This window comes from Planktothrix sp. FACHB-1365 (assembly GCF_014697575.1).
Classification (GTDB): Bacteria; Cyanobacteriota; Cyanobacteriia; order Cyanobacteriales; family Microcoleaceae; genus Planktothrix.
Window position 1 is genome coordinate 16,188 of record NZ_JACJSC010000039.1, and the last position, 18,812, is coordinate 34,999.

At 41.8% G+C, this 18,812-nt stretch carries 13 protein-coding genes; 3 read left to right on the forward strand and 10 right to left on the reverse strand.

What is annotated here, in order from left to right; translation table 11 throughout:
- Positions 1 to 8 precede the first annotated feature (8 nt).
- Positions 9 to 1,673 (forward strand): chaperonin GroEL, encoded by a 1,665-nt coding sequence (groL, locus tag H6G57_RS25860; RefSeq protein WP_190523989.1) that lies wholly within the window; start codon positions 9 to 11, stop codon positions 1,671 to 1,673.
- 607 nt (positions 1,674 to 2,280) lie between these two features.
- Here groL and H6G57_RS25865 read toward each other — a convergent pair.
- The gene (locus H6G57_RS25865; RefSeq protein WP_190523992.1) at positions 2,281 to 3,489 is read right to left on the reverse strand and encodes an RNA-guided endonuclease TnpB family protein; all 1,209 of its coding nucleotides are present in this window, start codon (positions 3,487 to 3,489) and stop codon (positions 2,281 to 2,283) included.
- Positions 3,490 to 3,548: 59 nt separating this feature from the next.
- Here H6G57_RS25865 and tnpA point away from each other — a divergent pair, with 59 nt between their 5' ends.
- The gene (gene tnpA, locus H6G57_RS25870) at positions 3,549 to 3,956 is read left to right on the forward strand and encodes an IS200/IS605 family transposase (protein ID WP_190523996.1); all 408 of its coding nucleotides are present in this window, start codon (positions 3,549 to 3,551) and stop codon (positions 3,954 to 3,956) included.
- Positions 3,957 to 4,086: 130 nt separating this feature from the next.
- On the opposite strand, the gene eno is transcribed toward tnpA, so the two are convergent.
- The 9 genes from eno to H6G57_RS25915 form a co-directional block, all read right to left on the reverse strand.
- Positions 4,087 to 5,376, reverse strand: coding sequence for a phosphopyruvate hydratase (gene eno, locus H6G57_RS25875; protein ID WP_190523999.1), 1,290 nt, complete (start codon positions 5,374 to 5,376; stop codon positions 4,087 to 4,089).
- A 337-nt stretch (positions 5,377 to 5,713) separates the two neighbouring features.
- Complete coding sequence (locus H6G57_RS25880; RefSeq protein ID WP_190524002.1) at positions 5,714 to 6,268, reverse strand: Tfp pilus assembly protein FimT/FimU; 555 nt, start codon at positions 6,266 to 6,268, stop codon at positions 5,714 to 5,716.
- A gap of 187 nt (positions 6,269 to 6,455) precedes the next feature.
- On the reverse strand, positions 6,456 to 7,037 hold the full coding sequence (locus tag H6G57_RS25885; protein ID WP_190524005.1) for a Tfp pilus assembly protein FimT/FimU: 582 nt from the start codon (positions 7,035 to 7,037) through the stop codon (positions 6,456 to 6,458).
- 41 nt (positions 7,038 to 7,078) lie between these two features.
- Complete coding sequence (hpsC, locus tag H6G57_RS25890; protein WP_190524008.1) at positions 7,079 to 8,002, reverse strand: hormogonium polysaccharide secretion pseudopilin HpsC; 924 nt, start codon at positions 8,000 to 8,002, stop codon at positions 7,079 to 7,081.
- Positions 8,003 to 8,059: 57 nt separating this feature from the next.
- Complete coding sequence (gene hpsB, locus H6G57_RS25895; protein WP_190524011.1) at positions 8,060 to 8,752, reverse strand: hormogonium polysaccharide secretion pseudopilin HpsB; 693 nt, start codon at positions 8,750 to 8,752, stop codon at positions 8,060 to 8,062.
- Positions 8,753 to 8,764: 12 nt separating this feature from the next.
- Positions 8,765 to 14,305, reverse strand: coding sequence for a hormogonium polysaccharide biosynthesis protein HpsA (hpsA, locus tag H6G57_RS25900; RefSeq protein WP_255528405.1), 5,541 nt, complete (start codon positions 14,303 to 14,305; stop codon positions 8,765 to 8,767).
- A 503-nt stretch (positions 14,306 to 14,808) separates the two neighbouring features.
- Positions 14,809 to 15,045, reverse strand: a complete 237-nt coding sequence (gene rpmB, locus H6G57_RS25905) for a 50S ribosomal protein L28 (RefSeq protein ID WP_072718535.1) — start codon at positions 15,043 to 15,045, stop codon at positions 14,809 to 14,811.
- Between the two features lie 435 nt (positions 15,046 to 15,480).
- Positions 15,481 to 17,460, reverse strand: coding sequence for a molecular chaperone HtpG (htpG, locus tag H6G57_RS25910; protein ID WP_190524016.1), 1,980 nt, complete (start codon positions 17,458 to 17,460; stop codon positions 15,481 to 15,483).
- A 143-nt stretch (positions 17,461 to 17,603) separates the two neighbouring features.
- Complete coding sequence (locus H6G57_RS25915) at positions 17,604 to 18,446, reverse strand: sulfotransferase (RefSeq protein ID WP_190524019.1); 843 nt, start codon at positions 18,444 to 18,446, stop codon at positions 17,604 to 17,606.
- A gap of 126 nt (positions 18,447 to 18,572) precedes the next feature.
- Here H6G57_RS25915 and H6G57_RS29820 point away from each other — a divergent pair, with 126 nt between their 5' ends.
- Positions 18,573 to 18,680, forward strand: coding sequence for a helix-turn-helix domain-containing protein (locus H6G57_RS29820; RefSeq protein WP_190524022.1), 108 nt, complete (start codon positions 18,573 to 18,575; stop codon positions 18,678 to 18,680).
- Positions 18,681 to 18,812 lie beyond the last annotated feature (132 nt).

Genomic DNA, 18,812 nt, shown 5'->3' on the forward strand with positions numbered 1-18,812 from the left:
ATTGTAAGATGGCTAAAATTGTTTCGTTTAGTGAAGAATCTCGTAAAGCCTTAGAAAAAGGCGTAAATGCCTTAGCCGATGCGGTGCGCGTCACCCTTGGCCCTAAAGGTCGCAATGTCTTATTAGAGAAGAAATTTGGTGCTCCTGAAATCGTTAATGATGGCATCACGGTTGCTAAAGAAATTCAACTGGCTGACCCCCTAGAAAATACGGGTGCTCGACTGATGCAGGAAGTCGCCTCCAAAACCAATGAAGTTGCTGGAGATGGGACAACAACCGCCGCCATTTTAGCCCAAGCCATGATTCATGAAGGCTTAAAAAACGTCGCGGCTGGGGCTAATCCTGTCGCCCTCAGACGGGGAATGGAAAAAATCGCTCAGATTTTAGTCCAAGAAATTCAAGCCGTTGCTAAACCCGTTGAAGGAGATGCGATCGCCCAAGTCGCTACCATTTCCGCCGGAAACGATGAAGAAATCGGTCAAATGATCTCCCAAGCGATGGAAAAAGTCACCAAAGATGGGGTGATTACCGTTGAAGAGTCCAAATCCATCACCACCGAATTAGATGTGGTGGAAGGAATGCAACTAGATCGGGGGTATATTTCTCCCTATTTTATTACCGATAATGAACGGATGGTGGTGGAGTTTTCTAACGCCAGAATCTTGATTACCGATAAAAAAATTAGTTCTATTCAGGACTTAGTTTCTGTTTTGGAAAAAATTGCCCGTTCGGGTCAACCGTTGTTAATTATTGCTGAAGATATTGATGGGGAAGCTTTAGCAACTTTGGTGGTCAATAAAGCCAGAGGCGTGTTAAATGTGGCTGCCATTAAAGCTCCGAGTTTCGGTGAACGTCGCAAAGCTTTGTTACAGGATATTGCCGTTCTTACAGGGGGACAATTAATTTCTGAAGAAGTGGGATTAAGCTTAGATACGGTTTCTTTAGAGATGTTGGGAACCGCCAGCAAAATCACCATTGAAAAAGACAATACCATTATTGTAGCTGATAGCAAAACTCAAGCCGATGTGAAAAAACGGGTTGAGCAGATTCGCCGTCAATTGGAAGAAACCGACTCTGAATATGATGCCGAAAAACTCCAAGAACGGATTGCTAAATTAGCTGGTGGTGTGGCAGTGATTAAAGTCGGTGCTGCTACGGAAACGGAAATGAAATCTCGGAAACTGCGAATTGAAGATGCGTTGAATGCAACAAAAGCTGCCGTTGAAGAAGGAATTGTTCCGGGTGGTGGAACAACGTTAATTCATCTGGCTAAAAAAGTCGATGAAATTAAATCCCAACTCGATGATGAAGAAAAAATTGCAGCCGGAATTATTTCTAAAGCTTTAGAAGCTCCGTTATATTATATTGCCAGTAATGCTGGGGCTGAAGGTGCTGTTGTGGTAGAAAATGTCCGTGACACTGAATTTAGCATGGGTTATAATGCCTTAACGGGAATATACGAAGATTTAATTGCTTCTGGGATTATTGACCCGGCAAAAGTGGTACGTTCTGCACTGCAAAATGCCACATCTATTGCGGGATTAGTGTTAACAACTGAAGCCTTAGTTGTCGAAAAGCCTGAGAAAAAAGCTGCAATGCCCGATATGGATGGCATGGGTGGCATGGGTGGCATGGGCGGTATGGGCGGTATGGGTGGCATGGGCATGATGTAGAATGCCGTGATCTCTCGCTAAATTATCGCAGAAGCAACGGATCTACTCGGGTCATTGAGAAATATCCGTTGCTTTGATAATTTATTTTAATCAATTAGGCAAAATTATTTTGTTTTTTAAAAGATTGTCAGGAATTTTTGATATTTTATTGAGAATTACTTTCAAAGAGTTGACGAGATTATCAGGGTTCTGCTATCATAGAAAAAACAGCACCCAAGGGGTTATTGTGTCTATTGGTGAAAATACAGGCTAAAACCCTTGTTGTGTCGTTAAATCTGTTGGTTTTATGACTAAATTTCGGCGTGGCGATGCACGAATTTTGGGAAAGGAAGGTTAAGCAACGGATAGGAGTATTGACAAAACAAACAATTTATGCTATTCACCTCAAAAGCTGGGTTGGTAACAAACTAAAATCTCGGTTTGAAGACCCCCACCACAGCATCAGACTTCGGCGTGAGATCATTAGATGTGGGGTGATCTGCTTTTTACAGCCATGAGCACGGTAACAAAGTAGATCACCCTCAATTGTAGAGACGCGCCATGGCGCGTCTCTACTAAGCATGGCGCGTCTTGTCGATTTTTGACCTGCTTAATTGACACTCCCCCGTCAAGCTTGCGCTGTGACGGGGGATTCTTGCTTCACAGAAGAATGCTTTTTAATGCAAGCATCAACGAGTCTTACATCCTCTCCACAAGCTTGAATTTCTGTGTGTCCCGCAGTATTTGTTGACAATATTCTTATACCTTCTTCCCTAATATTATGTGCTGCATTTTCATCCCTATCGTGGTGGGTTTGACAGCTTGGACAAACCCATTCCCGAATACTTAAATTCAATGAATTGTTTTTAAATTGGCAGCAATGACAAAGTTTTGTACTAGGGAAAAATCTGTCAACTTCAATTAACTTTCCGCCCTCTCTTTCCAGTTTGTAGCCTAGGAAATTAATCAGCATCCCAAAACCAGCATCTAATACAGATTTTGCTAACTTGGTACGAGCTAACCCTTTAATACAAAGGTTTTCCACTACAATGACTTGGTTCTCGTCAACTAACTTTCGAGAGAGTTTGTGAAGAAAGTCTTGTCTGGTATTCGCTATTTTTTCATGAACTTTAGCAACTTTTTTAACTTGCTTTTTGCGATTGTTAGACCCCTTCGTCTTCCGAGACAAGGCTTGTTGTCTTCTTCTTAATCGCTTGGCATATTTTCTAGTGGGTTTAATTGGGTCAACCTTGCTATAGGTTTCACCGTCAAATATCGTCACTAAACTTGTTAAGCCTAAGTCAATACCTGAGATTTTCCCAGTTTTATTCAGGATAAAATCATCAGTTTCAAACAAAATAGCGGCAAAATATTTATCTGTACTGGTCTTAGAGACGGTAACAGATTTTATTTTGCCGCTAATTGCTTTTGGAATTCTAGCTTTAACAACCCCCAGTTTGGGAAGCTTTACACCATTTCCTCGAATTGAACAACTTTCGGGATAACGAATGGATTGCTTTTTGTGTTTACTTTTGAATTTAGGAAACCTAGCTCTTTTTTGAAAAAAGTTTTTAAACGCAGCTTCTAAATTCTTTAGTGATTGTTGTAATACAGCAGCAGTCGCTTCTTGCAGAAACAGATAATCTGGTTGCTTTTTGAGTTGGGTCAAATCCTTTGACATCTCGTTATAATTCAACCCTTTCCCTGTTTCTCTGTACTGGGTATTGGTTTTCTCCAGGTAGTAATTCCAAACAAATCTACAGCAACCAAAGCTTTTCGCCAAGACCGTTTGCTGTTCTTTGTTTGGATATAACCTTACCTTGAGAACGTCTAACATTTCTGCTCACATATCAACCTGTCTGGTATTATAGCGTTTAGCGTTAGAGAGTGTCAACCATGTATCACAAAGGTTTTAGATCAGTCTATCGACTTAACGCTCATGTTGTGTTGGTCGTCAAATACCGAAGGAAAGCAATTAGTAGAGAAATCTTAACAAGGTTACATGAAATATTTATTGACACCCTTAAAAAGTGGGATTGTACATTACTGGAGTTTAACGGAGAATCTGATCATATTCACTTACTGATCGATTACAAACCCGATCAACCCCTATCAACATTGATTGGCAATCTTAAAACTGTTAGTAGCAGACTAATTCGCAAGGAATTTCCTGGTTTGGCATCTAAATATTTTTATAACAAACCTTATTTCTGGACGGGTTCTTACTTTGTTGCAAGTTGCGGTGGGGTCACGGTTGAACAGCTAAAAAAATATGTTAAGCAACAAACAACCCCAGAAAATTAAATCGTATTCGTTACCACTCATGTTTTTATTTTGTCGTGATTCATCTCTCCGCCAAGCTTGCGCTGTGGCGGGAGTCCTCTCACGACGTTAAGATAGATGGAATCCCCCTCGTTCTACGAGGGGGCGGATGTCAATTAGAAAAACGGGGGCCTAGGCCAACGGCTCCAGCATAAACCGCTTGGGGGCCGAGTTCATCTTCTATGCGTAATAAACGGTTATATTTAGCAATCCGTTCACTACGACACAGAGAACCTGTTTTAATTTGTCCCGCCCGGGTCGCAACGGCCAGGTCTGAAATAGTGGTGTCTTCGGTTTCCCCAGACCGATGACTAATCACCGAGGTATACCCATTACGGGTTGCTAAGTCAACGGCGGCTAAGGTTTCGGACAGAGAACCAATTTGGTTAAGTTTTACCAAAATAGAATTGGCGACTTTCTGCTCAATACCTGTTTTCAAACGAGTCGGGTTCGTAACAAATAAGTCATCTCCCACCAGTTGCACTTTACCGCCTATTTTCTCGGTGAGGGATTTCCAATTATCCCAGTCATCTTCCTGTAGACCATCTTCAATGGAAACAATCGGGTATTTGCCAATTAATTCACTCAGGTAGTCAATCAGTTGGGCCGGACTGTGGGGTTGACCATCATAGGTATAGGTTCCGTCTTTGTAGAATTCACTGGAGGCGACATCCAAGGCGAGGGCGACCTGTTCACCGGGTTTGTATCCGGCGATTTCAATGGCTTGGATGAGAATATCCAGAGCTTCTTGGTTGGAACCGAGGTTAGGAGCAAAACCCCCTTCATCTCCAACGCCGCCTAAAAGTCCTTTTTCTTTTAATACTCCGCTTAGAGAGACAAAAACTTCCGCCCCCCAACGCAGGGCTTCTTTAAAGGTGGGCGCACCGATGGGAACGATCATAAATTCTTGAATATCAACGTTATTGGCGGCGTGGGCACCTCCGTTGATCACGTTCATTAAGGGAACGGGGAGAACGTTGGCAATGGGGCCACCGAGGTAACGATAGAGGGGTAAACCGACGCTTTCGGCGGCGGCTTTAGCAACGGCTAGGGAAACACCCAGGATGGCATTGGCACCAATGTTGCTTTTGTTAGGCGTGCCATCAAGATCGAGCATGATTTGGTCGATGATGGTTTGTTCCAGGGCACTGACTCCGTTGAGGGCTGGGGCAATGATTTCAGTGACGTTTTTAACGGCTGTGAGAACGCCTTTACCCCCATAACGGCTTTTATCGCCATCCCGCAGTTCATGGGCTTCAAAGCTTCCGGTGGAGGCGCCGCTAGGAACTTGGGCGAGTCCATAGGCTCCGTTATCGAGGTAGACTTCGGCTTCTAGGGTGGGGCGTCCGCGAGAGTCAAGGATTTCACGGGCAATAATGGTGTTAATCGCGCTGTCTGACATATTAATCCTTTGTAATGACGGATGGCGTCTCGTTGTTGAAATTTTTGAGACTAGAGAAAAGTTACCAGGTTCTCAGTATATCGGGTTGCAACTGTTGGAACATTTTAAGGTTTGGGTTGGCTGTTGACTGCTGGGTGATCAAATCAGGTTATTGAGCTAATGGCCGAAATTCAGCGCATGAAGCGGGATGAAGCGATCGCAATTCTGACCACTTACCACGAACCGTTAAAGGGTTAGGAAAGTTTTCCGATAATCTTTGTAGGGGCGACGCGCGCGTCGCCCCTACCCATTTTCGCGGTGAGAGTAACGAGGAAAATCCTGTAAATCATCAATTTTTTCAATAGCAATATTTTCCCTCTTTGGGTTTAGGATTGTTTTGAGCTTTTCTTAATGTTCCTAATAAAGTCGATACAAACACACAACGTTTAGCTGGACTACTATTTCGCAGAGATAATGTTACCCGTCCTAACTGACCATTGGCACGACCTTTATGGTCAAATTGCATTCTCCAAATTTTGGTAGTTTGATTTTGATAAAGAGTTGTTTCTGTAGGGTCAATTTGAACGCCTTGATCTAGAATAATCCATTGGGGTTCTGTGGGGGTATCGTCTCGACGATGAATCGCCCATTGAACCGTATTATTTTGATCTCTAAAGCTAATTTGCCAGATTTCTTTGCTGCGTTTGGCTTCTTCACGGGTGGTTTGCATCGCCCAATAAATTCGATCAATGGAAGTGGTGAGGCGATAATGGTTGATGAATCCTAACCAACTAGGGGCTGCAATGGCACTCAAAATACCCATCATGGATACAATAATGAGGTTTTCTAGTAGGGTAAATCCGCTATTGGAGCAGGTTAAGGAGCGATCGCCGGTTTTTTTGGGATTAATCATTGCAGCACACCTGATTTCAACTAAATAGTTATGTTTTTTGAACGAACTTAACTATTAGTTTCGGAGAAATCAGGGGTTTTGAATAGGTGAAAATTACGGATTTTTTGAGGAATAATTTTAGCAGTTGAAAGGTTAGTCAATTAGTGAGATTACGGAGTTAAGGAATGCGATCGCTGATCAAAAAACTTTAAGATGGAACTCGACAACCTGTTTTATTAGTAGAACTGTTATAGTCTCCTGCTCCTATCCTCGTTCCTCCGAGTAGACTTTCCACAATAACACAGCGTTTACCTTTCTCATCTGGGAGAGAGACTGTTGCTGTGAAGGGAAGTGTTTGACCAGATTTAATACTTCCTCGATAATCAAAAATAATCTCTGAATCTGTAGCAACTGTTGTATCTCCTGCACCTGTAACAAGTTTAATTGTTCCTGCTTTAATTTCACCAGAAACATTGAGCTTCTGTACATTACCCTCATAACTAACGGTTGGTGGATCAACTGTTTTATCAAATGTTAGAGTAACATCACCTTTTTTGCGTTTAGCTTCAGCTTGAGCCGTTTTAATCGCTTGAAATACCTGATTATTAACAGTTTTAAGCCGTTGTCCAGTTGTGAATGCTTCCCAACTAGGGGCTGCGATCGCACTCAAAACACCAATTATTAAAACCACAACTAATAATTCAATCAGACTAAATCCCTGATCAGATTTAACGGGATTTTTTTTTAACCCCTTTATTAACAGCTTATTGAATATTTGTTGATTTTTCATAATTAATCCTTTTTGATTATTTAATAATTTTTGAGTTATTTCTAATTTGCACCAAGACCACTTAATCCTCGCAATTGAACAGATGATTTGGGACAATAGGGTGAGTCAGGATTAGTGGTACAATCTGCCTTGGCATCATTACGTCTGAGTGCATTTCCTTGAATCGTTAATTTAGCTAAGTCATTTGTTGAGCTAGGATCTAGTTCAAATTTTTCAATGTAGTTAACTAACACCTGATTTGCCGGGAAATTAGCTTTATTAGTCACATTTGCCAAGGGTTTAGATAGACTAAAACTCTTATTATAATCTGTAATATTTTCTTCGGCGTATTCCTGAAGTTCAGTTGTAAGTTCAGCCTTTTTGTAGTAAGTTCCATCAGATTTCTTTAACCCATCAGAAATTTCATACCGAACTATTCGACTAGGACAAGTTGTTCCTGAAGGTTGACACCAAATTGATGTTTTATCTGTTTCTGGAAGTAAGTGATAACTCACTAATGATAAAACGTAAGTATCATTACAGGTAGTTGCTGTACAATCTTTAGGCTGTGTAGTTGTATCTACAGGAACAGAATTTTCTATTATTTTTCGTTTCCAAAACACCAGAATAGGGGTTCCTGTAGTCGGTAAAAAGTTGTTGCTTTTAAGGCTATCAATCTGCATATTTAATGTTGGATCAGTTGATGTTGTGTTCGTGTAAATATAGAGAGCTTGACTGGTATCCTCTGCAATATAATCTAATGCAGATTGGATTTCTTCTTCGGTGTTTGCTTTGGCACTTTCTCGTTGATCATCGTTTAATAGACCAATGACCATTCCCATTAATGGCGTGATTACAATAAAAGCAATAACTGTACCCACTAGGAGTTCAATCATTGTCATGCCTTTGACTTGATAGTTTTGATCAAATTTTGCCGGACTTGACCTGATTCGATGTTTAAGTAATACATTTAGAATGTTAATCATAGTCTCGGCTCCTTATGGTTGAAAATATTTTAGAATTAATTGAATAGTCAACTAACATTAGGGAATTCGCTCTTTTAAATTTTGGAAGTTGGCATCTGATGAGGAAACATCAGTCATCATCACCACTAAAGGTTGTGTGCGATCGCCAACGGCATTTGTGACTAAGCTATTTGATTTTAGAGGATTATCAGCAGTTGGTGTTTTAAGGGTAATACCTGCGCCAAAAGAGTTAGCCCGATAAACTCGAACTGCTAGTTGATAGCTCTTAGTTGTTGCAATAGTTGAAGCAGCCGTCGGGTCGTAGATAATTCCTTGAACTACCATATCTGTAATGCTAGGAGTAGAACTATCACAGCCTCCACCATCAACATCCATGCAATATAAGTCAGATGGAGTTGTACAAGGTATCAGGATTTGGTCAGCAGTTGCTGATGTTGGCGCATCACACTTTAAACTTGCATTTGCTGGAGGGCTGGTAGTAAGCCAGGATGATTTATCCGTCTTAAAAGGAAGAGCCGGATTATCAATTTCAATTTCACCACTTTTAATTTTATCAATGTAGCTTTTTGCCGCTTGAGTTGCCAGTTCTACTCGTTTAGCTTGTACACGAGTTCCCACAGAGAAGGCAATCACAGGGCCAATAGCTAACAACATGACCGATACAACAACAACCGCCATTAGTCCCTCAAGGAGGGTATATCCTGCTTGAGAAGGTAAGTGTTGATTGAGTGGGTGTTGCTTTAAAAACATGACTTTTTCCTCCTATAAAACTTGACCACCATATTTAGCATCGCAGACTTGACTCGGTATTGCTTTAGTTGTGGAGATCGTTCCAGAGGTAGCGGTTGGTAACGGTGCGACTTTAGAACACAACAACGCTGTAACCCACTCATCATCCCGACTGACTTCTCGGAAATATTCATCCGGTTCAAGCGTGTCATCCGTTAAAGAGAATTTCTGGGCAAATAAATCCGGTGGTTGAGATAACAGACCCACATCAAAACCCCATTCCCGTTTCGGGGGTAAGAAGTAGCCAATCTTACCACTCGCTGCAAAATTTCTGTATTTGCTGGCATAGTCACCTGAATTCCCAAACATTCCGGGTGGACGTTTAGCGTAGGGATAGGTTGCGTTATTATCCACGACGCTGTAGTAGGGAGCGGAAGCGTAGGAACTACGATTGGTCTGAATAAAAGCACCCGCGATAGTCGCCGTTTGCTCTTCTGAAAATTGCCAGTTTTCCAAGAAGCGCGGTAAGTTTTGTAAACCGCCATTGTTGTCTACAGGGCGTGCTGGGATATCTCCCGTCGCCATCACTAAGTTAAACTCCGTCGTTGCAGCCTGAATCACCCACCGACTACTTGCTTTAACCTCATCACCTACAGGGAATATCTTTGCTGCAGTTGTCTCTGTAGCTGTAGATATAGTTGTCGAGTTAGTAGCATGGATTTGCAAGATCGGCACTAAGAGGGGTTGTGTATTCTCTAAGCCCGCGAAGGTAGAGACGGAAGTGTTAGGTGCGGTTGGATTATAATACCAGAGGGGATTAGCACCGTTGGTATTTCGGTTAGCTCCATTACGAGTTTGGAACCAAAGAGTGTTGTTTTGATTGTTTCTAATATTAGCAAAAACGTTAGTAATGTCTCCAGCAGCAGTAACTCCCAAAGGTGTTGGTAGATTACTATTCAAAATCAGTTGATTGCTGGGATTCCGTTGAAAGGCAACACGGCGAGGAAAACGTTGATACTGTACAGCAGGTGGAGTTGCGGTTGTGCCTGATAACAGAGAAGCTACGGGTACAACAGTATTGTCAAGATTTCGGGTTGGGATCACGCTACCACCGAAAGCAATAACAGACCAATCACCAGTCCCACAAGCAGACACAGGAAGTTTCAAACAAATTTCGGTCAGAAACTCCTTCGGATCATTAGTATTAGGCTTGGGTGCACCAGTCGTAGAATTCTTCTCAGTATCAAGTCGTCGCTGAACCGGAGTAACAAAGTTATTGAAGTAGGAACTATTCAGAATTGTTCCTGTAGTTGAACGGTAATTCTCATCGGTAGGGGTAGCTTCAGTAGCAGCGATTGTTCCATCACTATCAATATCAAATCGTCCTGTACCTCCACTACTTAAACCATTAATGGCATAGTCATTATTCAAAAAGCCATTTAACTGACGTGCCATTTTAGCAGTAATGGCAATATCTGTTTCCAGGACTGCCGTATCAGTTTTGTCTCCATCACCATTCAAGTCAATGCCATATTTTGTTTCATCAAATGCTGCTGGTAGAAATAGAGTTTCTGCGACTTTTGTTGCTATGAATTTGAAGTCAGCATCTGTTTCCAGGATTGCCGTATCAGTTTTGTCCCCATCACCATTGAAGTCAAAATTATATTTTGTTTCATCATACTTCATCACAAAGTTAACTTCTGTTTCCTTGACTGCCGTATCAGTTTTGTGTCCATCACCATTCAAGTCGAAGCCATATTTTGTTTCATCTCCTGCGGGATCTAATGCACTAATAGTGCCATTTCCATTCAAATCATGACCAATTCTGCCCATGAATAAAACATCTGTTTCCTTGAGTTCCGTATCGGTTTTGTCTTCATCTTTATTTAAATCAAGGTTATAGGTTGCTTCATCAACTGTCGGATCGGTGTCGTCAATTTTGCCATTGCGGTTGAAATCATAACCAGCAGTAGCACTAATGATGCCATCCCCGTTTAAGTCATAACCAGCAGTAGCACTAATGATGCCATCCCCGTTTAAGTCATAACCTTTGATAATGGGGCTACCCGCATTATTTCTGAGGTCAAAATCCCCTTCATCTCGATAGCCAAACCGGAAGTTATCAGACAGCAGGGTAATAGCATCGGCTAGGACGTTAGCGGGACGCCAATCGTCTCCGGTATCACACTTGAACGACCCAGCTTGAATTCTTGGATCATTAGCATGACAAGCAAAGTTAGGATTGAGGGCACTGGCTGGACGGCCATAGTAATCGGCAAAAGTCCAACTAAAAGTCCCTGTAAATTCCTGTTGGGTATGTTTATTAAAATTCCCTTGAACATAAACAGGCAGGTTAGAGACTAAAGTAAGTCCTTTGTCTTGAACTACCTCTTGCACTGTAGGAGATGCAGGCAACGGACGCTTTAAGACAGCACCATTAGCCAGAAGAATCCCATTCGGGCGACGAGTCGGATCTAATTTTAAGTCCGCCGCACTTTCTTCAAGATCAGCCGGGGTATCGAGGGTGTCGGGTTGTTTACTCAAATCAGGTAGTGCATCATCCCGACTTGCGTAGATAATCCCACTAAAAGGCAACAGGTATTCTTTATCCCCACTGGTTTTTGGCCCTGTAGTTACACCTTGGGTAATCTCTTGATTTCGCAAAGCTCCTAGATCAATTCGAGTCAGGCGAACTTCCTGGGGCATCCGTTCTTCTAGGGGAAGAGTAGCGCGGGCGTTTAACTGCGCTTTCTGGGTAGGAGGGCTGCTGAGGGTAAAGGTTTCGTCAACAGTTGTGCTGGTATCATCCGGTTCATTGGCTTTGACTTCTCTGGCATTTAAAAGCGTGACTTCCCGAATCGCTCTATGAGGAATTACCGTGTCAGATGGGGTAATGCTGCCGCTGAGAATATCCAAAGAACAAAGGGTGCTATCAATAGCGGCTTGATTCGCTAAGGTCAGATCATCTCCGTCTACCAGGGTTTGTAAAGCATCTCTCAAAGCTGGATTGGCAAATCGACCATCCGGGAAAACATAGTTAGCTTGGGTTCCCAGTTCAGCAGCCCCACCAGAGACGGTATAGAGTCCTGTTGTAGAACTGTAAGAGGCAGAAGTCGGTCGGGCTGTTGTCGGTTTGGGGTAGGCTACACCGTTATTAGATTTACCATTGGTAGTATCTTTTCCGAATCCCCCGTCAACGTCAATGCTATTTTTAGCTGTGATTCGATTTGTTGGATCATAGTAACTACTAACACAAGCAATCGGTTGTTGATCGGTATCGGTGGGAGGATCAAAGGCATCTGAGGAATAGTGATAAACCACTGATGCCCGCATTCGTAGATCCCCTTTAGCATATTGGGGAGTATTGGGATCAATCGTTGGAGTTTTAGCCGCAGGTAAAGTGGTCGGTAAAGCAACCCAACTGTCAGATCCACTATTGTCATAAACTTTAACTCCAGTTACACCCGTCACCGGAGACATGGGCATGGTATCGGGCCAGACAATGGGAAAAGTTTCCGTTGCTGATGTGGCAGGATCATCATAGGTATCAACAGTTGAAGCCCATCGGGGTCGTGGTAAAAATGAGTTTCTCGGTTCATACACTCCTGCACCCGTGATCACTCGTAACCCGCCAATAGAATCTAGTGGAGCTTTGGGTTTTTGGGCTGCGGCTTTTTCCCAATAACCGTCTCGTTTGGTATCTCCTAAGTTGGGTAAAGCTTTAACTTGGGTGCTGCGAGTTCGAGCCACCGTATTCGGGTCAGTCCATTTTTCCGTACCAACAGGGAGGTTTCCTGCCGTTTTCCAAGGGGGATTGATAGTTGAATCGTACTTAAGGGCAGGTAAGTTATTCCCCGCGATGACGCGATCGCCCAAATAGTTTTCTTTTCCATTTGTCTTCTGAGTCTCCGGTTCGGTTTGCTGGAGTTGACCAGAAAGAAACGTCACACCAGAGGTACTTCCTGTTCCGGCTGCGTTAGTCGGCAACATCCAAGTATCTGTGGCGGGTCTTAAACCTTCTGTTCCTAATCCTGTTACCACTGCACCTTTAGCCGGAATCGTTTTATTATCTGCTTGTGTCACTTTCCGAATACGAGCTTTGAAATAAGCCCTTAGTTCTTCTTCGCGGACTGTATCAGGTTTTAGTGTTGAATCTTCTGTTAGACGCTTTTGAACAATGGCTTCAATTGAAGGAGGCATATTAGTTGCCAAAATTTCTTTATCTCCTGTAGTTGCCCTCAAATCATCAATCAAAGCACTGAGGCGAGCTTTATAAGCAGCATCATCATACATTGCACCGTAGACAGCAGTGTTGATCGATTGATTAGCCGTTGTAATTTTTTGAGTCGCGGTTGGGTTAGTTCCGGCTCCTTGGTACAAATGCACCTGTACAGATTTTGAATTGACTTGATCCGTCATGCCGTTTATAACGTTACCTGCCACAATCACCTTGCCATTTTCTTCTCTATAAAAACAAGAGTTAATTCCACTAACTTGATATAATTTAAAGTCGTCGTTAACAAACGGAGAAGCGATTAAATTGCTGTTGGTAAAAATCCGCCCGTTTAAGTTAAATCCAGACCCAGGAGTAATAATTAAATCATCTTCATAAACAACGGCATTATTAGTTAGGGGAACCCGTGAAACATCAACTTGATATTCTAAAGCTGAAAAGCTAGGAGTCCCTTGAAATTGAAGATATTTATTCGCGGGAAAAACCAGTTCATTTTGACTATTTTTAATCAGGTTAGAACCGTTAATATCTGCTTCAGTAATTGGTACAGTTGTTGTATAAACAAAAAAAGCTTTTTTTAGGTTCCCATCTGTTCTTGACCAGCCGGAATCATCTACTAAAGTGCTTGTTCCTCCAGAGGAAAGAATTGCTTGACATTCCAGGCTCACATCAGAACTTAGAGTCATGGGCGGGGTTCGGGCATCTAAAGGGTTTCTAGTTCTATCGGTTCCAGGTTTGCGAAAGAAGATCCCATAGTAGGTAAAACTATCAAATTTTCCATCATTATTTGTATCTACTGGAAATCGCCAAGCGGTTTGAATAGCGTCTTGATCTTCTAGTGGTTTGAAATTCGTGCCATTCTTGACAGTTATTCCAGCGACCCCATCAACGTCATACTGAATTTGCAAGCGTTGCTCATCACCTAAATTATAAAAATCATCATTTAAAGCCCGATTTAACTCATTATCAGATGGTGTTTCTCTAGGTAAGGATTTATCGTTTCCTGATAACAAATATTTGATTTTCTCTCTAGCCCGATCCAATGCTGGGGTTGCTGCTTGTAGAACTTGTTCATCTACCCGCCGATATTGAGCCATTTTAGCCCGATCCATTGACCGGAACATAATGGTTATAGTTAATAACACCACTACCAACAACACCATTGTCACCGTTGGCAACACAAACCCTGCCCGACCATAACGGTCATGACGGTTGATCCTAATCCAACCTCGCAGAAGCGATCGCATAGCCCCTCGTGTCATTCGTTTGACAGCGATCCGGATCGCACTGAACACAGAGAGAATCGGATTATGGAATTTGTTGTTGTGACGCTTTGACATAGATGCCTACCTAACCTTTTGTTGGAATGGTTGTGCTGGCTAATAAAGGATTCTTAAAAGTTCACAGTTACCTGTGGGAGTTGAGACAATATGCCTCAAACTCAAATTTAAGTCGATTTATAAACAGATTAAAATTTATTAAGACGAGAAAAACTCCCTATCTTTAGTTGTAGCATTCCTCCCCCTAAAATCACCTTGGTAAAAATACGGGTTTTTTAGAGTTCAGTTTGGTTGAAATCTTACCGATTGCCACGTTCTCCAGATGCTCACCCTTTTATAAAATAACGCTTTTAGCTTGATTGGGACTGTAAATTATCACTGATTTGTTGTGTTTGTTATCACACTCCCCATCATCAAAGACCCCTGGAGGGACTCTCCTCTATTTTTTAGAATACCCAAAGAATTAGGAAAAGCGATCGCAGAAGCCAAAAATTAAGACATTGCAAAAATAACCCCCCAGTTGTTGCGGGGGGGGTAAGGAAATCATTGCTATTTTGCCTGAGTTAAAATTTATTCAAATCAATTCCGGCTTTCTTGGCCATTGCTTGTAACCCTTTGAGTTCAATGGTTTTAATTGCTTTTGTAGATAGTTTCAATCTAACCCAGCGTTTGCCTTGGGGCCACCAAATCCGCTTCCATTGTAAATTCGCTTCTTGTAACTTGTGGGTACGACGGTGGGAGTGAGACACAGCCATTCCGTTATTGGCTCTCTTTCCCGTTAACTGACAAATCCGAGACATAATTAACTCCAGTTTAGTATTTTCTCAAAAGTCCAAACCTTTATTATACAGAGTTTTCGTCCCTATCAACTCGTCGGCTGAAAAGTCCTTTGATTTTACCTTGAGTTTTAGATCCCCCCTAACCCCCCTTGGGAAGGGGGGAACCGGATTCTACAGTCCCTACAAGGACAATCTATCATCTTAAAGTTTCCCTTTTTAAGGGGGATTTGGGCACAATTTTTAACCTCAAAGTCCCCCTTTTTAAGGGGGATTTAGGGGGATCTATCCAAAAGGGATTTAGGGGCAATTTTTCGTCTCAAAGTCCCCCTTTTTAAGGGGGATTTAGGGGGATCTATCCAAAAGGGATTTAGGGGCAATTTTTCGTCTCAAAGTCCCCCTTTTTAAGGGATTTAGGGGGATCTATCCGAAGATATAATCAGGGTTTTTACTGTTATCTTAATTAGACGTTAACCGCGTCAACACTTGGTTAGAACGTTCTACAAAGTCCTTCATCCCCTCCCCATCAAAGCCTTTTTGAGCAATTAACGCTAAGTCATAGACATGATGACAAATCATTTTAGCTAATTCCGCCGAAGGAGACTCGCCACCCTCTTGAATAATTGCTCCTTGACTCAAATTAACTAAATTTTGAATCAACGGATGGGCGGTATTAATTAACAGAATATGTTCTTCGGGAAATTCCGCTTTTTGTTGTTGAATTAAGGCGGTCATATCCTGTAACCGTCGCATAAATTCCGGTAATAACACCATTGCGGGGGGTGTATTTTCCGATTTTAAAGATTCAGTCCGAATCGTTAATTTCGGTTTATTTAAGGCTGCGGTAAATAAATCTTTAATTTCTTCGCTGCGGGTTTTATTGGTTTTGGGGTCAACAATTTCGCTGTTGTTATCCTTATCAATTAAATTGTCATCCAGTTCCGCATCCACCCGTGAGAATTTAACATCCGTATGTTCCCGTTCTAAGAAACTAATAAAATGACTATCAATAAAGGAATCTAAGAACAGAACTTCTAACCCTTGGCTAGTGTGTAACTGGATATAGGTGGCTTGAGTGGTTTCATCAGTACAATAAAACACCCGGTTTTCATGGCGTTGTTTATTACGTTCAAGATACTCGCTTAAGGTGGTGTAATAACGTCCTTTTTCATCGGTATTTTCAGGGGTTTGGGAGGCGACATCCTGCCAAACATCTCCGGCTTCCGTTTGTACCTGTACTTCAACAGCTTTTTCTTCGGTGTTGGGAGTTTCTGGAGTGTAGGTTGTCCGGTAAATCAGAATATCCTCAACTTGTTTTTTAAACTTATCATCGTTGAGGGAACCAAACTTAACAAAAGTCCCGATATCTTGCCAACAGCGAATATATTCTTTGCGGTTATCCCGATACAATTCTTTGAGACGGTCTGCAACTTTTTTCGCTACATAGTCAGCAATTTTGCGGACAGTGCGGTTCGTTTGTAGGGCACTACGGGAAATATTAAGGGGAATATCGGTACTATCAATTACCCCCCGTAAAGGCATTAAGAATTTGGGGATAATATCTTCACAGTGGTCACTAACAAAGACTTGATTACAGAAGAGTTTAATATTGCCTTGGGTAACATCAACATCCGGTTTGAGTTTAGGAAAATAAAGAATCCCATTGACAATAAAAGGATAGTCCGTATTCAGATGTACCCACAGTAAGGGTTCTTCTTGGAAGGGATAAAGATAGCGATAAAGTTCTAAATAATCTTCTTGGGTTAAATTATTAGGAGATTCCCGCCAAGGTGCTTTTTGACGGTTAATGGTTTCGCCCTCCAATTTAATGGGGACGGGCATAAAATCACAATAGGTTTTAATTAATTGACGAATGCGGGATGTTTCTAAATATTCGGTTTCTTCATCCATCAACGTTAGGGTGATGGTGGTTCCCCGTTGAATGCGGCCAGAGTCTTCGAGTTGAAACACCGGAGAACCATCGCACCTCCAGTGCACCGCTTGGGCTCCGTCTTGGTAGGAGAGGGTATCAATTTCGACTTGACGGGCGACCATGAAGGAAGAGTAGAACCCTAAGCCAAAATGACCGATGATAGATTGGTCGGAATTGGCTTTATATTTTTCGACAAATTCTTCGGCGCTGGAAAAGGCGACTTGGTTAATATATTTTTTCACCTCGTCGGCGGTCATCCCGATGCCATTATCGGTCACGGAGAGGGTTTTATTATCTTTATCGACGGTAATGGTGATTTCAGGTTCGCCAATATCCCCGGAGTATTCCCCAGACCGGGACACCATTTTCAGTTTAGCGATGGCGTCAACGGCGTTAGAAACGAGTTCCCGCAGGAAGACTTCATGGTCGGTGTAGAGGGATTTTTTGATAATCGGGAAGATGTTCTCGGTATGGATGGTAATCGTTCCCTGTTCAAGTACGGTCATAGTGATGTGAGGTTATCTATAAAATTAGGGTTGTATTTTTAGATTGTGTGCGATCGCGGTTCCTTTACTAGGGATGGATGACCCCCCAAAGGTTGATTCGGATTTCCGTATATCTGACCCATTTAAGATGTAAAAGTACACTGTTAGATTGTCTCAATTGTGTCTAAGTTAACCGCAGACAAGCGACTTAAGATATAGTGCTGTTGATCAGCATCAAATAATTCATAGAACTTGGTTGATGTAGTTTGTCGAATTTCTTGACTAATCACTGTTCTTCCTGCCTCTTCCATGCTTAATTTTTTAGCTACTATGCTATAATCCAGTAGCATTTTATCATCAAATTCCACATCAATAAAATCACAAAGTTTTTCAAGTACAACGATTGTGTCATTGACTAAGTTTTCATATTTAACACAAATATGATTCTGCTTGGATAAATAAATTTGACTAATTTCTACAGCTTCTACCCAACGCTGGATACACTGATCGATATTTAACCCTCCTCCCCACCATTTAGGATATTTATGGGATACTTCATATAATGAAGCAACGACATCTGAGCCATTTCTGATTAAATGAATAATTTTTGCGTTGGGTAAGACTTTTTCGATATATTCTATGTTATATATATGTTCTGGGGTTTTTTCTATCCAGACTATTGCTCCTTGTTCCCAGGCTAGATTATTTAAAATTTTGATAAACTTACGAGTGTATAATATCCTTAAAGGGATTTTAGGAAGAAGTTGGACAACTTCAGGAAGGTTCATATCTTCTCTAAAAAATTTGTAGAGCCAGGGTTTTAACTCACGAGCGATTAAACCCAATTTTTGCCTACGAGATGTTTTTGCAGGCATGAGAAATTGAAAAAATTTTGTTTCAGGGAAAGAAGCAATTTTAGGGTTTGCTGCTAATAAGCTTTGTAAAAGAGTTGTACCTGAACGTGGACACCCTACAAGAAAAACAGGACGTATGGATGAGCTTTTCATAACTTGATTCTCCTTGGGTTATCAGAAAAATGGGTTTAAAACCCCTAACTTCTAGTTAGGCTTTTTATTAGGTTGTCCGTTAGCGTCTGATTGTGATATCATGCCATAAGGTGAACAAAAAAAACAATGAAATCAAGATATCGTTACAGAATTTACCCAACCACCCAACAAAAGACACTAACGATTTCTTTCATAAACTGTCAACTAAGATTATTCGTGAGAATCAAACAATAGTTTTGGAAGATTTGAATGTTTCAGGAATGATCAAAAATTGCAAATTGTCCCGTACCCCCCAAACCTGCCGTACACGGGAGGCTTGGGGGGAGTGATTTAGGCTGGCAGTATTTTAGAACTATGTTGGAGGCT

Excerpts from the sequence above, each read along its gene's own strand:
- groL (WP_190523989.1), top strand. The coding sequence starts at position 9 with ATGGCTAAAATTGTTTCGTTTAGTGAAGAATCTCGTAAAGCCTTAGAA.
- htpG (WP_190524016.1), bottom strand. The coding sequence starts at position 17,460 with ATGACCGTACTTGAACAGGGAACGATTACCATCCATACCGAGAACATC.
- hpsC (WP_190524008.1), bottom strand. The coding sequence starts at position 8,002 with ATGATTAACATTCTAAATGTATTACTTAAACATCGAATCAGGTCAAGT.
- H6G57_RS29820 (WP_190524022.1), top strand. The coding sequence starts at position 18,573 with ATGAAATCAAGATATCGTTACAGAATTTACCCAACCACCCAACAAAAG.
- H6G57_RS25880 (WP_190524002.1), bottom strand. The coding sequence starts at position 6,268 with ATGATTAATCCCAAAAAAACCGGCGATCGCTCCTTAACCTGCTCCAAT.
- eno (WP_190523999.1), bottom strand. The coding sequence starts at position 5,376 with ATGTCAGACAGCGCGATTAACACCATTATTGCCCGTGAAATCCTTGAC.
- tnpA (WP_190523996.1), top strand. The coding sequence starts at position 3,549 with ATGTATCACAAAGGTTTTAGATCAGTCTATCGACTTAACGCTCATGTT.
- rpmB (WP_072718535.1), bottom strand. The coding sequence starts at position 15,045 with ATGTCTCGGATTTGTCAGTTAACGGGAAAGAGAGCCAATAACGGAATG.
- hpsB (WP_190524011.1), bottom strand. The coding sequence starts at position 8,752 with ATGTTTTTAAAGCAACACCCACTCAATCAACACTTACCTTCTCAAGCA.
- hpsA (WP_255528405.1), bottom strand. The coding sequence starts at position 14,305 with ATGTCAAAGCGTCACAACAACAAATTCCATAATCCGATTCTCTCTGTG.
- H6G57_RS25865 (WP_190523992.1), bottom strand. The coding sequence starts at position 3,489 with ATGTTAGACGTTCTCAAGGTAAGGTTATATCCAAACAAAGAACAGCAA.
- H6G57_RS25915 (WP_190524019.1), bottom strand. The coding sequence starts at position 18,446 with ATGAAAAGCTCATCCATACGTCCTGTTTTTCTTGTAGGGTGTCCACGT.
- H6G57_RS25885 (WP_190524005.1), bottom strand. The coding sequence starts at position 7,037 with ATGAAAAATCAACAAATATTCAATAAGCTGTTAATAAAGGGGTTAAAA.